Below are 17,177 nucleotides of genomic sequence, written 5' to 3' on the forward strand. Positions count from 1 at the left end.
GTGGTCAACCTCCTCAAACTCCACAACCACACCCTCCACCCAGCAACCTGACCCCGGGGCCACCCAGCCCGACCAGCCCGACAGATTCGATGCCCCGGCCGGCAAAACGCCATTTCGCTACAGGCTCACACTGACTGTGACGGCCCGCCCAGTTCTGCCTCGGGCCAGGAGCACTCTGTGACAGAGGTGCTCGCAGTCGACCCCCAAGCGCCGCGGCCCATGACGGCCGCGCCGGGCAGGACGACCCCACGATTTTTGGAGTACCTATGGCGGCCCGCCGCCCCTTTACGCAAGCCACAACCACGTCCACTTCCGCCCCGTCTTCCCGTCCTCGCCGGCGCAAGCCCGCGCCCGGTAAAAGCAACACCGTGAAGACCACCGGGAATGTTGCTCAGAGCAACGGATCGATTACTCCTTCGGAGTACGACTCGGTCATTCCGCTCGAGGTCCCGGACGACCTGACCTTCGCCGCTCTCGGCGTTCCCGCTGCACTGGCCGACGCCCTGGCGGCGACCGGTGTCACCAAGCCCTTCCCGATCCAGGCGGCCACGTTGCCGGACTCCCTGGCCGGCAAGGACGTTCTCGGCCGCGGCCGGACCGGCTCCGGCAAGACCTACGCGTTCGTTCTCCCGCTGCTGGCCCGGCTGTATCTGCGCGGCAACAAGCGGCAGCCGAAGGCTCCGCGGGCGCTGATCCTGGCGCCGACGCGGGAGCTGGCCACCCAGATCCAGGCCTCGATCCAGCCGCTGGCCGACAAGCTCGAGCTGCGCACGATGACGATCTTCGGCGGTGTCGGTCACGGCCCGCAGACGACCGGCCTGCGCAAGGGTGTCGACATCATCGTCGCCTGCCCGGGCCGCCTGGAGGACCACCTCAAGGCCGGCAACGTGCGGCTCGACGCGGTGGAGATTACCATCCTCGACGAGGCCGACCACATGGCCGACCTCGGCTTCCTGCCCGCCGTCCGCCGGATCCTCGAGGCGACGCCGGCCAAGGCGCAGCGGCTGCTGTTCTCGGCCACGCTGGATGCGGGCGTCGACGTACTGGTCAAGCGCTTCATGACCAACCCGATCACGCACAGCGTCGACTCGGCGCAGTCGCCGGTCTCGAAGATGACGCACCACGTGCTGCACGTGAAGGCCGACAGCCGGCTCCCGGTGCTGGTCGACCTGACCGCGGCGCCCGGCCGGACGCTCGTCTTCACCCGGACCAAGTACGGCGCGAAGTCGCTCACCAAGAAGCTGATCGCCCAAGGCGTTCCCGCGGTCGAGCTGCACGGCAACCTCTCGCAGGGTGCGCGGACGCGCAACCTCGAGGCGTTCTCGGACGGTACGGCGAAGACGCTGGTCGCGACTGACATTGCCGCCCGCGGGATCCACGTGGACGACATCACGCTGGTCATCCACGCCGACCCGCCGGTCGAGCACAAGGCCTACCTGCACCGCTCCGGCCGCACGGCCCGCGCCGGTGCCGAGGGCACGGTCATCACGCTGATGACCGACGACCAGGTCCGCGACGTGCGCGACCTGACCCGCAAGGCCGGCATCACCCCCACGACCACCAAGCTCACGATCGGCGACCCACTGCTCGCCGAGCTCGCCCCCGGCGAGCGCACCTTCGTCGAGCCCGCCAAGATCGTCGTCACCGCAGCCGCCAGCACTTCCGGTGGCCGCGGCCGAGGTCGAGGCAACGGCGGCGGCCGCGCTCGCACCGCCGGTGGCACGCAGAACCGCACCGCAGGCGGAGGCACGGGGACCCGCACGGTCGCCAAGTCCACCGCCACCCGCCCCGGCGACAGCCCGTCAGCTTCTCGCGGCGGCCGCCGTCGCCGCGGCCCCCGCAAACAAGCTGCCTGACAGCTACCGAGTCCACCCCACCTGTTAGCAAGGTGGGGTGGACTTTTGCTGTTTAAGTGCCGAGGTGGCTGATGCGATCTTCCGGGCCAATCCGGCTCGCGCGTTCGCCTGGTAGGGGGCGTCGCAGGGAGTACGGTTCCGGCATGAGCGTCGTCGCACAGGTCTTCGTGGTGGTTGCCGGGCTGTTCCATGTCGCGATCTTCGTGATGGAGAGCCTGCTGTTCCGCAAGCCGAGCACGTACCAGCGGTTCCTGGTCAAGGACGAGACCGAGATGAACGCCGCCCGGCCGTGGGCGTTCAACCAGGGGTTCTACAACCTGTTCCTGGCGGCCGGTGCGCTCGGCGGGCTGATTGCCGGCGGCGACAAGGGTCACGCGATCGCGCTCTTCAGCTGCGCCTGCATGGCCGGCGCCGGCATCGTCCTGGTCGCCTCCGACCGCCGAATGGTTCAGGCTGCAGCCACCCAGGCCCTGCCCCCGATCCTTGCTCTCGTGCTCGCCGCCACGCTCTGATTGACTTCAAGTGCACTTGAAGTCGGAAGGTGTTCGGCATGACCACGACTGCCGAACCGGCCATGACCACTCCAGGTGTGCTGTCCCCGCAGTACCGGGCGCTGACGATCGGCATGGTCGCGCTGATCACGCTCGTCGCCTTCGAGAATCTGGCCGTCACGACCGCGATGCCAACCGTCGCCCAGGCGCTCGACGGCCTGTACCTCTACGCGCTCGCGTTCGGCGGCCCGCTGGCCGCCGGCGTGGTCGGGATGGTTGTCTCCGGCACCTGGAGTGACCTGCGCGGCCCGACCCGCCCGCTCTGGCACGGGACCGCGTGGTTCCTCGGCGGTCTGGTGATCGCCGGGCTCGCGCCGAGCATGGAGGTTCTGGTCGCCGGCCGGATCATCCAGGGCTTCGGCTCAGGCCTGCTCACGGTTGCCTTGTACGTCGTCGTCGGGCAGCTCTACCCGGCGATTCTGCGCCCGCGGATCTTCGCCGCGTTCGCGACCGGCTGGGTGGTGCCGTCCCTGGTCGGCCCGGCGATCGCGGGGCTGATCGTGGAGCACACGAACTGGCGGATCGTGTTCCTCGCCGTACCGGTGCTGGCGATTCCGGCGGCCTTCGTGATGCGGCCCGGCCTGGCACGCGGAGACCGGTACGACGTTCGTCAGGGGCGGCTGTGGGACCGGCGGGCGCTGTGGGCGATCGCGGCCGCGGTCGGGGTCGGGGCGCTGAATTACGGCGGCCAGCAACACGGCGTACTGCAGATCGCACTGCTGGCTGTTGGATTGGCCGCGATCGTGGTGTTCGCGCCGAAGCTGTTGCCGCGCGGGACGTTCGTCTTCGGGCGCGGGCTGCCGTCTGTGATCGCGTTGCGCGGGCTGGTCGCCGCGGCTGGATTCGGGGCGGAGGTATTCCTGCCGCTGATGCTGACCCGCGAGCGCGGGTTGTCGCCGGCGATCGCGGGCCTCGTGCTCACGGTGAGTGCGCTGAGCTGGGTGCTGGCGTCGTGGTGGCGCGGCCGCCCGAACCACCGCTTCGGGCCGTCGGTGTTCCTGCAGGTGGGCATGGTCGCGATCGTGCTGGGGATCGGGATCGCTGTGCTGACTCTCGATCCGGACGTGCCGGTGGTCGTCGGCATCCTGGGGTGGAGCCTGACCGGGTTCGGGATGGGGACGGTCTTCCCGACGCTGTCGGTGCTGGTCCTCGAGTACTCCGAGCGTGCCGAGCAGGGTGCGAACAGTTCTGCCCTGCAGCTCAGCGACTCGTTGTCCACGGCAACGGTCTTGGCGGTCGGCGGTTCGCTCTTCGCAGCGATCGAGCCCCGCTCCCCGGTCACCGCTTATCTGGTCGCCTTCGGAGTCCCCGCCGTACTGGCTCTGCTTGGAGTCCAGGCGGCGCGGCGGACTACTCCTTCGTCCCGCTGACCGCGATTCCGGCGCCGAGGCCGATGATCATCAGGCCGCCGGTACCGCCGACGAGCTCGAGCCGGCGCGGTGAGCGGGCGAACCACTCCCTCGCCGTACCGGCCACGACCGCCCACAGGCTGTCGGACAGCAGCGCGATCGTGATGAAGATCAAGCCGAGCACCAGGATCTGCGCCCAGGCGGGGCTTCCCGCCCGCTGATCCACGAACTGGGGCAACGCGGCGGCGAAGAACACCGCGGTCTTGGCGTTCGTGATCCCGACCAGAAACCCCTGCCGCACTGTACGACGGCTGTTGGCAGGCTTGGTGCCGGAGGTCATCGCCGCAACGAGCGACTTCCGAGTCCGGAACGCATGCACCCCGAGATAGATCAGGTACGCCGCACCCACCAGCTTCACCACGGTGAGCGCCACCGCGCTGGCCGCAATCAACGTGCCGAGCCCAAGCGCCACCAGCACCAACATCACCGAGGCACCCAACGTGTTCCCCAGCATCGTCAGCACGGCCTCGCGCCGCCCCACCGCCAACGCCCGCCCCACGATGAACAACACGCTGGGCCCGGGCACGACGATGATCACCAACGCAGTAATCGCAAACGCGAGAAGATGCTGAGCGGAAGGCATGCCCACACCATAGATCGCGCGACGCTTCTCTGCCCGAAGTATTCGAACCGTCTCAAACGGGCCCCGGCGTAAAGCCTTTACAGCGTGGATGAAATAGCTTCCGGGGGTTGGGGCGGGCGTGTGACGGTTCGACCCATGACCACCCTGACCCGCCGCTCCGCCCTCGCGCTGGGCGCCGCCGCCGTTGCCGCTCCGTTTGTTGCGACCTTGCCCGCTCGGGCCGCCGATCCCGACTGGTTCCCGGTCGATGCCTGGACGCAGGTGCTCAGCACCCAGCCGATCGCTTCCTACTGGAAGCACCTCCGGGACGCCGCCCGCGTCGGCAAGGAGTTCGGCTCGACCGATGCCGTCTGGCGCTCGTTCTTCCGGGTGCCGGTGGCTTCGCTGGCCGGTACGACGATCCGGTCGGTCGCGTTCGAGATCCTGCTCACGCATTCGCCGACCCCGAACCCGACGCCGGTGCAACTCTTCCACGTGCAGGACATCGATCCGGAGGTTCCACTCGCCTGGAACACGCAGCCCGGGTGGATCGCCTACCTCGGTACGGCGTCCGGAGCGTCGTACGGGAGTCAGCTGGACCAGGTCCTGACCTTTGGTGGTCTGCAGCCCCTCGTCGAAGAAGCGTTGGCGCGGGAGGCGACCCATCTGTCGTTCGGACTGCGTGCCGGCAACGAGCGCGACCAGTACCAGTGGAAGAAGTTCACCGGTGACCGGGCCGGGCTGACTGTTACGCGGGTTTGAGGGGATTGTCACGCCGCGCCGTAGCTCGTTGACCCCTCAGCGGAGAGCGGGCTACGGTTCGGAGGACAACTGCGATGCCAGAGGGAAGCCGGTGAGAATCCGGCACGGCCGCGCCACTGTGAGCGAGGAGCAACTGCTCGCGAGTCAGGATGCTCGGGCACCAGCAGCCTTTCGAAGGGGACGCGCACTTCCCCAGGAGGTTCAGATGGCAGCTCCTGCCCAGTCGGTCGGCGTACCGGCGATCTCGTCCCGGTTGCTCGTTCTTTCCGCGCTCAGCGTCGGCCTGTTGCTGCTGCTCGCCTATCTGGTCGGGTTCGACCAGGGGGCGGTGTCGCAGTCGGGGATGTACCTGCACGAGCTGATGCACGACGGTCGGCATCTCCTCGGCGTGCCCTGCCACTGATCAGATGCGCACCTTCGGATCACTCCTGGTGCGCGGTCTGATCGTCGGACTCTTCGCCGGCCTACTGGCCGGAACCTTCGCCTACGTGATGGGCGAGTCGCGGATCGATGCCGCGATCGCGATCGAAGAGGCCAACGCAGGCGCGCACACCCATGACCAGGGCGGCGAGCATGAGCACGCTGCTGAAGAAGAGCCCCTCGTCAGCCGGACCGGCCAGAAGGCCGGCCTGTTCCTGGCCACCGGTCTGTCCGGCGTCGCCCTCGGCGGCATCTTCGCCGTCGGCTACACGCTGCTCCGGCGCAAGCTCCGGACCGGCAACGACGCGTACGCCGCCCTCGGCCTGGCCGCGGCCGGGTTCACCGGCATCATCCTCGTCCCGTTCCTCAAGTACCCGCCGAACCCACCGGGCGTCGGCGATCCCGAGACGGTCACCCTCCGTACGGTCACCTATCTGCTCACGATCGTGATCGGCCTGCTCGCAGTCTGGGCCGGCGTCGCGCTCTCGCGCTGGGCAGCCCGGTACGGCGACGTGGCCCGGCTGGCCGGCGGTGTCGCCGGATTCGTGGTGACCGTGGCGGCGGCGTACCTGATCCTGCCGCAGATCAACGAGGTTCCGGACACGTTCCCCGCTACGCTGCTCTGGCAGTTCCGGTTCGCCTCGCTCGGTACGCAGGCGACGCTGTGGCTCCTGCTCGGTTTCGGGTACGCCGCCACGGTGGCCCGCCGGCCATCCGAACAGAAGGTGTCTGTTTGAGCTCGTTGACGCTGGTCGCCCACGCACTGACCCCCGCGCTGCGCGGCCTCGTCCTAGGCGGTGCCCCCGCCCCGGACCCGGCAAGCGTCGACGCAGCCCGCGAACTGAAACTCGAGGCCGACGCTACCTACAGCGGCCCCGAGCCGGCCGCCGTCAGCACCGCCGAAGCCCTCGGTCTCACCCCGGTCGTCGAGCCCGCCCTCCGCGACCGCGACTACGGCGACTGGTCCGGCCGCGACCTGGAAGACCTCCTGGCAGCAGACCCCACCCGGGTAGCCGCCTGGCTGGACCGCCCCCACACCGCCACCCCCAACGGTGAAACCGAGAACGACGTCATCACCCGGGTCGCCGACTGGCTAGGCGACCTGGTCGAACGCCACGAGGAACGCAGCACCCTGGTCGCCGTCGTACACCCCGCGATCGTCCGCGCAGTCGTCCTCTACATCCTCGACGCCCCCGCAGAGTCGCTACGCCACGTAGACGTCCGCCCCTTGGCCACAGTCAACCTCTCCCACCACACCGGCAACTGGTCCCTGGCCTTCCACTGACTAGGCGCCCCGGACCGGCAGTCGAACAACAGACCGCCACGACCCAGTAAGTCGCGTGGATGGCGGGACGAGCCGGATGGTGAGGCGTGGCGACGCGGGGGCGACCGGGTTAGACGGTGGTGGCGGTCCGCCCGCAGTGACTAACCGGCGATCGTGATGCCAGTGCGGGTGAGGCTCCGCCTGGTGGTGAGCCTCCGCCAACGTTGGTCAGTGCCCCAGGTTCGCACTCCACGGTTTCACCGGTTGTGCGGACCCCAGGGCCATCACAACTAGCTGTTGCTGTTGCCGCTCCGCCTGGGCGTGGCTGCTGCAGGCAATTGTGATGGCCTGGCGGTCCGCCTGCACTGACTAACCGGCGATCGTGATGGCCAGTGTGGGGACAACCCGGACAAACAGGTCAACCATCTGGATGGGCTCGTCAGGTGACGCGTTTGCAGCAGGGTCGAATCTGTTGCGGGCTAGGCCGGCACCGGGTGGACTGCTGGGACCACGAGTCCTGGAGGGAATATGAAGTTGAGGGCGATCTCACGTCATCTCGTCGCCGCGGTCGCCGCGGTCGGGTTGGCTGCTGCGTCCGGTGGTGTCGCTGTCGGGTCACAGCGCACCGCTGCGGCACCGGCGGCCGAGTGCCAGAGTCGGGAGCAGCCTCTCGGGTTCGGTTTGAACGGGGTCATCAAGATCACCGTCTGTCCGTACGACGCGAACTGGTGGGAGGTCGTGGTCGGTACAAAGGAGAACGATGCCGCCCAACCGCTGGCCGGGTACACCCGGGTCACGGGCAGCGATGGCTCGTTCTACACGGGTGTCTGGCACGGGCGGCAAGGGTTCAACGAAGGTCTCCAGGCGCCTCAGACCGCCCCGGCCGGTACCCAGTACTGCGGTCAGTTCTTCCACCAGCCCGATCGCACCAAGCCTGCCAGTACCATCGCGATCCCGATCTGCCTGAACTCGGTCTAGTCGCGCCTATCAGTCGGTGTACCGGGCGTTCTCGCCTGCTCTGCATAGTCAGCTGGTTGCGGCTCGTTCGGCGGCGCTTCGGAGGACGCAGAACTCGTTGCCTTCGGGGTCGTGCATGATGACCCAGCCGGTGCCGTCGGGGTTGCGGTGGTCGGTGCCGATGGTGGCGCCGAGGGTGAGGAGCCAGGCGACCTCTTCGTCTCGGGGGCCGTCGGGCTCCAGGTCGAGGTGCAGGCGGTTCTTGCCGGCCTTGCCGTCGTTGTTCTGCTCGAACAGCAGGGTCATCGACTCGGTCGGGACGCTCGCGTAGGGGTCGCCCGGGTGGTCGTCGTCGGGGCGCTCGGTGCGCAGCACCTGGAGCCAGAAGCCGGCCAGTTCGTAGGGGTTGTGGCTGTCGAAGGTCACGGTCCGCACGCGAGAAGTCATTTCCCGACCCTACTTCCGGAACACCAGCCGGTCTTCGGGATTTTCCGCGTCCTGGTACGGCGTGAACCCCGCCGCGACCGCCAGTTCGGTCAACTGCTCCGGCAGCCAGCGATGCACCCAGATGTCCATCGGGAGGTCGCCGTACCCGGACGTCTTGTGGTTCGACTCCGTGCCGACGTGGAAGCCCATCAAGAGCACTCCACCAGGCGCGAGCACGCGGTGGAACTCGGCCAGCGCCTGCGGTACGACGTCGCGCGGCAGATGGATGATCGACCACCAGGTCACCACCCCGCCGAACGACCCGTCGGCGAACTCGAGTGCGGTCATCGAGCCGACGCGGAAGTCGACCTCGGGGTGATCGCGCCGGGCGACGGCGATCATGCCGGGGGAGAGATCGAGCCCGATGACCGGCCCGCGGGCCGCGAGTAACCCGGTCGTCCGCCCTGGCCCGCACCCGGCATCGAGGACCGGGCGGCCGTCCGCCAGCTTGGTGACCAGGTCGAATCCCTCGATCTCCCACTCGGGACCGTCGACCACGCGCTCGGCGTACGACATCGCCACCGTGTTGTACGACTCCCGGATTCGCCCCAGAATTTCTGTCATGGCGCGACCCTAGAAGGCCGCGCCGACAGACTGTGTCGACCGAGTGGGTTCAGGCCTTGCCCAGCGCCTGCTTCTGCTTGCCGAGACCCTGGATCTCGAGCTCCATCACGTCACCCGGTGACAGGTACGGGAAGCGGCCGGAGAGGGCGACGCCCTGCGGGGTGCCGGTGTTCAGGATGTCGCCGGGGCTGAGCACCATGTACTGCGAGACGTCGCGGATCAGCGCGGCGACGGAGAAGACCATGTCGCGGGTGTTCGAGTCCTGCCGGATCTCGCCGTTCACCCAGGACTTGAGGTCGAGGTTCTGCGGGTCGACCTCGTCGGCCGGGACCAGGCCCGGGCCGAGCGGGTTGAAGGTCTCACAGCACTTGCCCTTCGACCACTGGCCGCCCGACTCCTCGATCTGGAAGGCACGCTCGGAGACGTCGTTCGAGACGGCGTACCCGGCGACGCAGGCGAGTGCCTCCTCGTCGGTCTCGACGTAACGGGCGGTCTTGCCGATGACGACGGCTAGCTCCACCTCCCAGTCGGTCTTGGCCGAACCGCGCGGAACCAGGACCTCGTCGTACGGGCCGACGACCGTGTTCGGGTGCTTGAAGAACACGATCGGCTGCTTCGGCGGCTCCGAGCCGGACTCGGCCGCGTGGGCGGCGTAGTTCATGCCGATGCAGACGACCGCACCCGGGTGCGCGATCGGCGCACCGACCCGCAGGCCGTCCGCGGAGGCTGCAGTCAGCTCACCGGCGTCCAGTGCGGCGCGGGTCCGGGCGATGCCGTCGGCGGCCAGGAAGGCGCCGTCGATGTCGGCAGTGAGCGGGCTCAGGTCGTAGACGGTGCCGTCGGTGGCGCGCACATACGGGCGCTCCTCGCCGACCGCGCCGAGGCGCAGCAGTTCCACAGGTGTCTCCAGTGTCGTCAGGACGGAATCACTCTTGGTCGAACATCGGTCGCAACCGCTCACGGGACGCCTCGATGTGCGCCCGCATCGCTGCGGCCGCCTCCACCGGGTCGCCCTTGCGGACGGCGGCCACGACGGTCTTGTGCTCCCGCAACGCCTTTGTCGCGATCCCACCGCCGTAGTACAGCCGGAAGAGGTGCAGGTGGCAGTGTGTGCGGGCGAAGGACAGCCGCGCGGTCTCGTTGCCGGACAGCTCCAGCACCAGGTCGTGGAAGCGCTGGTCGTGCGCTGCCATCGCGCGGTAGCTCTCGTACGCCGGACGGTCCGGTACGTCGGTGTAGCTCAGCATCTCGTCCTTCAGCCGGACGAGGTCCTCGGTGCCGGCCCGCTCGGCGGCCCGACCGGCGGCCCAGGGCTCGATGTGCAGCCGGAACTCGAACAGGTCCTCGAACTCGGGCCGGCTCAGCCTGGACGAGACCCGGTAACCGCGCAGCGGCTCCTTGATCACCAGACCGTCGGACTCCAGCCGGGCCAGCGACTCCCGGATCGGCGTCTGTGAGATGCCGAGCTCACGGGTCAGGGCGTCGATGTTCAACCGGGTGCCCGGCTCGACCACGCTGTCCATGATCAGGCCCTTGACGGTCTCGTAGACGTCGTCACTCAGCACCTGTCGCTGGGGCAAGCGGGCCAGCTGCCCCGCCAGACCCACATGCGCATCCGTCACAGTCGCTCCTCCCGAAGGACCCTATTCTGCCCGACTCGGCATCGTTACCTCGACGAGTCTTGACGGCTCCAGTGTGAGGCGGCAGCATCAGGTTGGCAATATCCTATAGGATCTGGAGCCCGCCCATGACCGTCGTCCTGCGCCGAACCGCCCTCTGTCTGGCCGCTGTCGCCCTCGTCGCGACCGGTTGCACGACCAAGCCCGCCGACTCCGCGTCCGGCGGCGCCCCCAAGGACGATGCCTCGACCGGGACCAGTGCGGGTCCGGTCACCCTCAAGGACGGCTCCCAGGTCAAGCTAGCGCTGATCCCGGGTGGTGCACACCCCTATTTCCAGCCGTGGAAGACGGTCGCCGCCGTCGACAAGGCCGACTTCAAACTCGGTGACGCCACCTTCAACGAGACCGGCGAGTGGGACCAGGGCAAGCAGAACAACGTGATCAACTCACTGGCCGCCCAGGGCTACAACGCGTTCGGCATCTTCGGCGTGTCGCCGACCGATATCAACTCGACGTTCGAGGACCTGAAGGCCAAGGGGTTCGCGGTCGGTTCGCTCGCCTCCTGCCCGGCCGGGGACACGAACGCGGCCGACTTCTGCCTGTCCACCGATGTCGAGGCGGCGGCGTACAAGGCGGCCAAGGCCACCATCGAGGCGATCGGCGGCGAGGGTGCGATCGTGCACCTGACTGGTAACAACGTCGACTCCAACACCCAGCGCCGGATCGCCGGGGTGAAGAAGGCGATCGCCGAGACGAACGGCAAGGTCACCGAACTGCCGGTGATCACCGATATCGACAAGGACCTCTCCACCGCGCAGAAGGCGGTCGCCGACCTGCTTGCCTCCAAGGGCAAGGAGATCAAGGGCATCGTCACCACCGCGTACAACCCGGCCGTCGCCGCGGCCGACGGAGTTGCCTCCAGCAAGCTTCCGATCAAGGTCGTCGCGATCGACGACGACGCGAAGATCCTGTCCGGCATCAAGTCCGGTGGGGTGGCCGCGACCGTCACCCAGAACCCGACCGGCCAGGCCTACATTGGTGGCTGGCTGCTCGCGCTGCTGCAGTCCAAGCAGTGCACGATGAAGACGCCCGGCGTGATCGTGGACTCGGGTTCGTTCGTCGTCACCAAGACCAACGTCGACACGTACGACGAAGAGCGCAAGGCGAAGACGACGGCCCTGAAGACCGAGTTCGAGAAGCAGCTGAGCTGCCAGTGAGCGCTATCACCCAGGCAACGGCGTACCTGGTCGATCTGGAGGTCGAGACGGTACGCACGGATGCCGTGCAGTCGTTTCTCAAGCAGGAGACCGTGTTCGTCGCGCTGGAGACGGCTGACGGGCTGAGCGGGCTGGGGTACTCGTACACGATCGGTACGGGCGGAACCGCCGTACTGGCGTTGCTGCGGGACCATCTGTTGCCGCGACTGATCGGGAAGGACGCCCGGAACGTCGAAGCGGTGTGGTCGGACCTGTTCTGGTCGACGCACGCCACCACGGTCGGTGCGATCACCTCGCTGGCGCTGGCCGCTGTCGACACTGCGCTGTGGGACCTGCGGTGTCTGCGGGCTGCTGAGCCGCTGTGGCGGTTGGCCGGTGGGTATCGGCAGCAGGTGCCTTTGTACGACACCGAGGGTGGCTGGCTGCACCTGACCACGGATGAGCTCGTTGCGGGGGCCCTGGCGTCGCAGAAGGCCGGTTGGCCCGGCGTGAAGCTCAAGGTGGGTAAGCCGCGGGTTCACGAGGACCTGGAGCGACTGCGCGCCGTACGGGATGCAGTTGGTCCTTCTCTGGACATCATGGTCGATGCGAACCAGTCGATGACGTACGCCGAGGCCAAGCGGCGGGCTGCTGCTTTTGAGGTGGTGGACCTGTCCTGGTTCGAGGAGCCGTTGCCGGCTGACGATCTGACCGGGCATGTGCGGTTGGCCGCGGCTACGTCGATTCCGATTGCCGTGGGTGAGTCCCTGTACTCCGTATCGCAGTTCCGTGAGTACGTCGCTGCCGGGGCGGCCGGAATCGTGCAGGTGGACGTGGCACGGGTCGGTGGGATCACTCCGTGGTTGAAGGTCGCGCATCTGGCTGAGGCGTTCAACCTCGAGGTCTGCCCGCACTTCTTGATGGAGATCCACGTCAGCCTGACCGCCGCCGTACCGAACGGCCGGTACGTCGAGCACATCCCGCAGCTGAGGGCGATTACGCGGTCGGAGATGCCCGTGGTGGACGGGCATGCGGTAGCGCCCGACGTACCGGGGCTGGGCATTGACTGGGATTCTGACGCCATCGACGACCGGCGTGTCTCATGACCGCGCCGGTGTCGGAGACTGCGACGCAGGCGCTCCAGGAGGACGCGCCGATCGAGAAGCCGCCGCGCGGCGCGCCCTGGTGGGCCAACCAGCGGATCGGGTTGCTCGTGCTCGTCGTACTGCTAGGTGTGCTGTTCGGCATCCTGCGGCCCGCGTTCTACAACCAGCAGCTGGTGATCTTCCCGCTGCTGCGTGACATCGCGATGTTCACGGTGGTCGGGCTCGCGCAGCTGTGTGTGCTGTCGATCGGGCACATGAACCTGGCGGTCGGCCGGATGGCTGCGTTCTCGATGATGCTCACCGGCATCTCGTACGACCTGTTCCACCTCACCTTGTACTCCGGTCTCCTGGTGGGGCTGGTGGCCGGTACGGCGATCGGTGCGTTGGCCGGCTGGGTGATCGCGCGGACCGGGGTCAACTCGTTCGTCGTGACGTTGGCACTGGACTTCCTGCTGCTGGGTCTCATCCCGCTCGTGTACACCGGTCTGACCGACAATGCGGCGTTCGTGACCAAGCCACCGGGGATGCGAGAGCTGCGGAACTACTCGCTGGCGGACGTGTGTGTCGGCAACGTGTGCGGGTCGCCCGCCGTACCGCAGCTGGCTCTCTTCGCTGTGGTCGCCATGGCAGTTGTCGGCTGGATCTACGCGCGGACGCGGCTCGGTCGTGAGCTGTTGATGACCGGCTCATCGGTCAAGGCTGCTGAGCTGTCCGGGATCCCGACTGCGCGCCGGGTGATCACCGCGCACGCGATGTCCGGCTGCCTGGCCGCGCTGGCCGGGTTCATGCTGGCTGTCTCGACCGGCTCGATCAAGGCCACGATCGGCGAGGAGTTCATGCTGCCGTCGTTCCTCGGGCCGATTCTCGGCGGCACCTTGCTGGCGGGCGGCTTCGTGTCGATCTGGGGCACTTTGATCGGTACGGCGCTCACTTCGGTGATCCGCAAGGGTCTCGACCTGCTCGGTGTCGGTCTGGAGAGCCTGAACATCTACCTCGGCCTGATCCTGCTCGTGGCACTGTCCACCGACCGGGTCCGAACAGTGCTGTCCGAGCGGCAGGAGGTGCGACGACAATGAAGCGCTTCGCCCGATCGACCGAGATGACGTTGCTTGTCATCGGCATCGTGTTCTTCATCGGGTTGGTGATCGCCTCCGGCGGTGACCTGCTCGCAGCGAATTCCTTAAGAGTGCTACTTCAGTTCCTTGCCGTGCCGATCCTGATCGGATTGGCTCAAATGGTGGTTCTCGCGGTGGGTCAACTCAACCTCGCCGTCGGCGCGATCGGTGGATTCGCGGCGGCGGCAATGGGCGTGCTGATGGCCGATCACGGCGTATCGGTTCCGTTGGCGCTGCTGATCGGTTTCCTGCTCGCGGGGATCGTGGGTCTGCTGAACGGCGTCCTCGTGGTGCTGACCCGGATCAACGGGTTCATCGTCACGCTGGCGACGATGACGATCCTGCTCGGCGTGCAGTATCGGCTGGTCGGGACGCGGACCGTCGATGCGTATCCACAAGGGCTGAAGACCTTCGGGGCGGCGGCGCTGTTCGGCGTCATTCCGTGGATCTTCGTCGTGGCGCTGATCGTGGCCGGGCTGCTCGCGGTGATGCTGAAGCGGACGGTGCCCGGCCGGCAGTTGCTCGCCTCCGGTGGGAATCCGATCGCAGCTCGCCTGTCCGGGATCTCGAACGACCGCTCGGTGATCGTCGCGCACACGTTGTCCGGGGCGATCCTGGGTGTGGCCGCGATTCTCACCGTCGCTTCGTCTCCCGGTGTGAACAAGAGCATCGGCGGTGACTGGCTGCTGCCTTCGTTCGCGGCGCCGATCATCGGTGGTGCATTGCTGACGGGCGGATCGGCTGTCGTGCTGGGGACCGTGCTGGCGGCCTTCATCGTGCGCTTCGTGGACACCGCGCGGGCCGAGTTCTCCCTCGAACCTTCCTGGGTGAACTTCGTGGTCGGCGCCGTCGTCCTCGGCTCGGTCGTGCTCGGACAGGTCCGGACTCGTCGGCAGGAGAGACGCTCGGTGGTGAAATCGCCCGACGTGGCGGTGGCCGGAGGTGTGTCATGACGCTGTTCCAGGCTTCGGAGATCGTGAAGGTCTTCCCCGGCGTCCGCGCGCTGGACGGTGTCACGCTGTCCCTCGAGGCGGGCTCGGTCCATGCCTTGCTGGGCGAGAACGGCGCCGGCAAGTCGACGCTGATCAAGGTCGTCACCGGGCTCTATCGCCCCGACGGCGGCCGGTTGCTGCTCGACGGGCGCGAGGTGTCCTTCGGATCGCCGCACGAGTCGGCCTCGGCCGGGATCGGTGTCGTCCACCAGGAGCGCAACCTGATCCCCGGCTTCACGGTCGGGGAGAACATCATGCTCCAGAAGCTGCCGACCTCCCGCGGTCTGATCGACCGGGCCGCGATCCGGTCCGAGGCCTTGCGCTGGCTTGCCGAGCTCGAGCTCGACATCGATCCGGATCAGCCGGTGACCGAGCTGTCGGTCGCGCAGGCGCAGTTGGTCGAGATCGCGAAGGCGTTGTCGGTGGAGAGCCGGGTGCTACTGCTCGACGAGCCCACCGCGTCAATCACGCCGAACGAGGCTGCGTTGCTGTTCCGTGTTGTGGAGAAGCTGAAGGACGACGGACGCGCCGTGCTGTTCGTCAGCCACAAGCTGGAGGAGGTCTTCCAGATCTGTGACACGGTCACTGTCCTGCGCGACGGCGCCTCGGTGCTGTCCGGCGGTGCGCTGTCCGAGCTCACGCGTGACCAAGTGGTCGACCTGATGGTCGGCCGGGTCCACGAAGCACTCAACCTGCCCGACCGGACCGTGGACACCTCGGTCGCTCCGATCCTGGAGCTCCGCGGCGTCGGTACGGCGACCGGTCACTCGGAGGTGGATCTCACCGTCCGCCCCGGTGAGATCGTCGGGCTGTACGGTCTGGTCGGCGCCGGCCGGAGTGAGCTGGCCAAGGCCTTGCTCGGTCTCGACCGGATCACCGCCGGTGAGGTCCTGGTGCGCGGTCAGGCGGTGAAGATCCGCACGGTCCGCGATGCGCTGCGCAACCACAAGATCGGCTACGTCACCGAGAACCGCAAGGAAGAGGGTGTGTTCCTCGAGCAGTCGGTCGCACGGAACATCGCCGTCACGATCTGGGACCGCCTTCGCAAATTCCTCGGCTATGTCCCGGCCAAGTCCGAGACCGAGATGGTCAAGTCGTACGTCGAGCAGCTCGGCATCCGGATCGCCTCGCCGTCCCAGCACGCCGGCACGCTCTCCGGTGGCAACCAGCAGAAGGTCTCGCTGGCCAAGTGGCTGGCCGCCCAGACCGAGATCCTGATCATCGACGAGCCCACGGTCGGTATCGACGTCCGCACCAAGGACGCCTTCCACACGCTCATCTGGGATCTCGCCGCCAACGGCCTGGCCATCCTCCTGATCACCTCCGACCTCCCCGAGATGATCACCCTCGCCGACCGCGTGGTGGTGATGCGCGACCACCGCATCCAGGGCGAGCTCCCGAACACCCACGACTACGACCAGATGAGCCAGCAGGTCATCCGCCTCATCCACGCGACCCCCTCAACCCTTGGAGCGGCATGAGCAGAGTCGACGCCCACCACCACGTGTGGGACCTGTCCGCCCACGAGCACAGCTGGCTGGCAGGCCCCGGCCTCGAGCCGATCCACCGCACCTTCGGTATCGACGACCTCGTCCCGCTGGCCGCCGCTGCCGACATCACCGCCACCGTCCTGGTCCAGACTGCCAGCTTGCTGCAGGAAACCGTCGAGTTCCTAGAAGTTGCTGCCAGCAATGATCTTGTCGCCGGTGTGGTTGGCTGGGTGGATCTGACCGCGCCTGATGTCGCCGAGGTACTGGCCAAGCTCCAGGCCCGGCCTGACGGTGGCTATCTGAAGGGCATCCGGCACCAGGTCCACGACGAGCCGGATCTCGAGTGGCTACTGCGTCCCGACGTACAGCGCGGTTTGGCCGCCGTGGCCGACGCCGGCCTCGTCTACGACCTGCTCACCAGAACCCCACACCTCCCAGCCGCAATCCGCACCGCGCAGGCGCTCCCACACTTGACCTTCGTCCTCGACCACATCTCCAAACCCGCAGTCGGTGGCCCACTAGACCCCTGGGCCACCGACCTCCGCGCCCTGGCCGCCCTCCCCAACGTCACCTGCAAACTCTCCGGCCTGGTCACCGAGGCCGACTGGTCCACCTGGACGCCCGCCGACCTCAAGCCCTACACCGACGTAGTCCTGGAAGCCTTCACCCCCGACCGCGTCATGTTCGGCTCCGACTGGCCCGTCTGCCTCCTGGCCGCCGACTACCCAACCGTCGTAGCAACAGCCGAAACCCTCACCACCCACCTAACCCCCACCGAACGCCAAGCCACCTTCACCACCACAGCCACCACCACCTACAACCTCACCC

General features: G+C 67.6%; 19 protein-coding genes and 1 riboswitch. Of the genes, 14 read left to right on the forward strand and 5 right to left on the reverse strand.

Annotated features, from left to right (window positions below):
* Positions 1 to 368: 368 nt before the first annotated feature.
* The 3 genes from E1261_RS32460 to E1261_RS32470 all read left to right on the forward strand — a co-directional run bounded on the left by E1261_RS32460 (position 369) and on the right by E1261_RS32470 (position 3,777).
* Positions 369 to 1,856, forward strand: a complete 1,488-nt coding sequence (locus E1261_RS32460) for a DEAD/DEAH box helicase (protein ID WP_420814067.1) — start codon at positions 369 to 371, stop codon at positions 1,854 to 1,856.
* 143 nt (positions 1,857 to 1,999) lie between these two features.
* Positions 2,000 to 2,368, forward strand: a complete 369-nt coding sequence (locus tag E1261_RS32465; RefSeq protein ID WP_132413366.1) for a DUF1304 domain-containing protein — start codon at positions 2,000 to 2,002, stop codon at positions 2,366 to 2,368.
* 38 nt (positions 2,369 to 2,406) lie between these two features.
* A complete protein-coding gene (locus tag E1261_RS32470; protein WP_132413368.1) occupies positions 2,407 to 3,777 on the forward strand; it encodes an MFS transporter in 1,371 nt (456 codons plus the stop codon).
* On the opposite strand, the gene E1261_RS32475 is transcribed toward E1261_RS32470, so the two are convergent.
* Positions 3,758 to 4,399: a LysE family translocator gene (locus tag E1261_RS32475; RefSeq protein ID WP_132413369.1), complete on the reverse strand. Its 642-nt coding sequence runs from the start codon at positions 4,397 to 4,399 to the stop codon at positions 3,758 to 3,760. The genes E1261_RS32470 and E1261_RS32475 overlap by 20 nt on opposite strands.
* Before the next feature lie 135 nt (positions 4,400 to 4,534).
* Here E1261_RS32475 and E1261_RS32480 point away from each other — a divergent pair, with 135 nt between their 5' ends.
* The 5 genes from E1261_RS32480 (at position 4,535) to E1261_RS32500 (ending at position 7,802) form a co-directional block, all read left to right on the forward strand.
* Positions 4,535 to 5,140, forward strand: a complete 606-nt coding sequence (locus E1261_RS32480) for a hypothetical protein (RefSeq protein WP_132413371.1) — start codon at positions 4,535 to 4,537, stop codon at positions 5,138 to 5,140.
* A gap of 83 nt (positions 5,141 to 5,223) precedes the next feature.
* Positions 5,224 to 5,293: riboswitch (cobalamin riboswitch) on the forward strand.
* A 52-nt stretch (positions 5,294 to 5,345) separates the two neighbouring features.
* The gene (locus tag E1261_RS32485; RefSeq protein ID WP_132413373.1) at positions 5,346 to 5,543 is read left to right on the forward strand and encodes a CbtB domain-containing protein; all 198 of its coding nucleotides are present in this window, start codon (positions 5,346 to 5,348) and stop codon (positions 5,541 to 5,543) included.
* Between the two features lie 4 nt (positions 5,544 to 5,547).
* On the forward strand, positions 5,548 to 6,297 hold the full coding sequence (locus tag E1261_RS32490; protein ID WP_132413375.1) for a CbtA family protein: 750 nt from the start codon (positions 5,548 to 5,550) through the stop codon (positions 6,295 to 6,297).
* Complete coding sequence (locus tag E1261_RS32495) at positions 6,294 to 6,845, forward strand: histidine phosphatase family protein (RefSeq protein ID WP_132413377.1); 552 nt, start codon at positions 6,294 to 6,296, stop codon at positions 6,843 to 6,845. The genes E1261_RS32490 and E1261_RS32495 overlap by 4 nt, the downstream gene beginning before the upstream one ends.
* Before the next feature lie 507 nt (positions 6,846 to 7,352).
* Positions 7,353 to 7,802: a hypothetical protein gene (locus tag E1261_RS32500; RefSeq protein WP_132413379.1), complete on the forward strand. Its 450-nt coding sequence runs from the start codon at positions 7,353 to 7,355 to the stop codon at positions 7,800 to 7,802.
* A 48-nt stretch (positions 7,803 to 7,850) separates the two neighbouring features.
* Here E1261_RS32500 and E1261_RS32505 read toward each other — a convergent pair whose 3' ends face one another.
* From E1261_RS32505 to E1261_RS32520, 4 genes are read right to left on the reverse strand one after another with little or no spacing between them, the layout of a single operon-like run.
* Entirely contained in the window at positions 7,851 to 8,228 is a 378-nt protein-coding gene (locus E1261_RS32505; protein ID WP_132413381.1) for a VOC family protein, read from the reverse strand.
* Between the two features lie 9 nt (positions 8,229 to 8,237).
* The gene (locus tag E1261_RS32510) at positions 8,238 to 8,831 is read right to left on the reverse strand and encodes a class I SAM-dependent methyltransferase (RefSeq protein ID WP_132413383.1); all 594 of its coding nucleotides are present in this window, start codon (positions 8,829 to 8,831) and stop codon (positions 8,238 to 8,240) included.
* Positions 8,832 to 8,880: 49 nt separating this feature from the next.
* On the reverse strand, positions 8,881 to 9,729 hold the full coding sequence (locus E1261_RS32515; RefSeq protein ID WP_132413385.1) for a fumarylacetoacetate hydrolase family protein: 849 nt from the start codon (positions 9,727 to 9,729) through the stop codon (positions 8,881 to 8,883).
* 28 nt (positions 9,730 to 9,757) lie between these two features.
* Complete coding sequence (locus E1261_RS32520; RefSeq protein WP_132413387.1) at positions 9,758 to 10,453, reverse strand: GntR family transcriptional regulator; 696 nt, start codon at positions 10,451 to 10,453, stop codon at positions 9,758 to 9,760.
* Positions 10,454 to 10,578: 125 nt separating this feature from the next.
* On the opposite strand from E1261_RS32520, the gene E1261_RS32525 reads away from it, so the two are divergent.
* The 6 genes from E1261_RS32525 to E1261_RS32550 form a co-directional block, all read left to right on the forward strand.
* Positions 10,579 to 11,667: a sugar ABC transporter substrate-binding protein gene (locus E1261_RS32525; protein ID WP_132413389.1), complete on the forward strand. Its 1,089-nt coding sequence runs from the start codon at positions 10,579 to 10,581 to the stop codon at positions 11,665 to 11,667.
* On the forward strand, positions 11,664 to 12,752 hold the full coding sequence (locus tag E1261_RS32530; RefSeq protein ID WP_132413391.1) for a mandelate racemase/muconate lactonizing enzyme family protein: 1,089 nt from the start codon (positions 11,664 to 11,666) through the stop codon (positions 12,750 to 12,752). The genes E1261_RS32525 and E1261_RS32530 overlap by 4 nt, the downstream gene beginning before the upstream one ends.
* Positions 12,749 to 13,828 carry an ABC transporter permease gene (locus E1261_RS32535; RefSeq protein ID WP_132413393.1) on the forward strand — a complete coding sequence of 360 codons (1,080 nt, stop codon included), beginning with the start codon at positions 12,749 to 12,751 and terminating at the stop codon, positions 13,826 to 13,828. Before E1261_RS32530 ends, E1261_RS32535 begins: the two co-directional genes overlap by 4 nt.
* Positions 13,825 to 14,820 (forward strand): ABC transporter permease, encoded by a 996-nt coding sequence (locus E1261_RS32540; RefSeq protein WP_132413395.1) that lies wholly within the window; start codon positions 13,825 to 13,827, stop codon positions 14,818 to 14,820. Before E1261_RS32535 ends, E1261_RS32540 begins: the two co-directional genes overlap by 4 nt.
* Positions 14,817 to 16,340, forward strand: coding sequence for a sugar ABC transporter ATP-binding protein (locus tag E1261_RS32545; RefSeq protein WP_132413397.1), 1,524 nt, complete (start codon positions 14,817 to 14,819; stop codon positions 16,338 to 16,340). Before E1261_RS32540 ends, E1261_RS32545 begins: the two co-directional genes overlap by 4 nt.
* On the forward strand, positions 16,337 to 17,177 hold an 841-nt coding region (locus tag E1261_RS32550; RefSeq protein WP_132413399.1), incomplete at its 3' end, for an amidohydrolase family protein. The genes E1261_RS32545 and E1261_RS32550, both read left to right, overlap by 4 nt.

Origin of the sequence: Kribbella albertanoniae, from assembly GCF_004348455.1 — a bacterium.
Lineage (GTDB): Bacteria > Actinomycetota > Actinomycetes > Propionibacteriales > Kribbellaceae > Kribbella > Kribbella albertanoniae.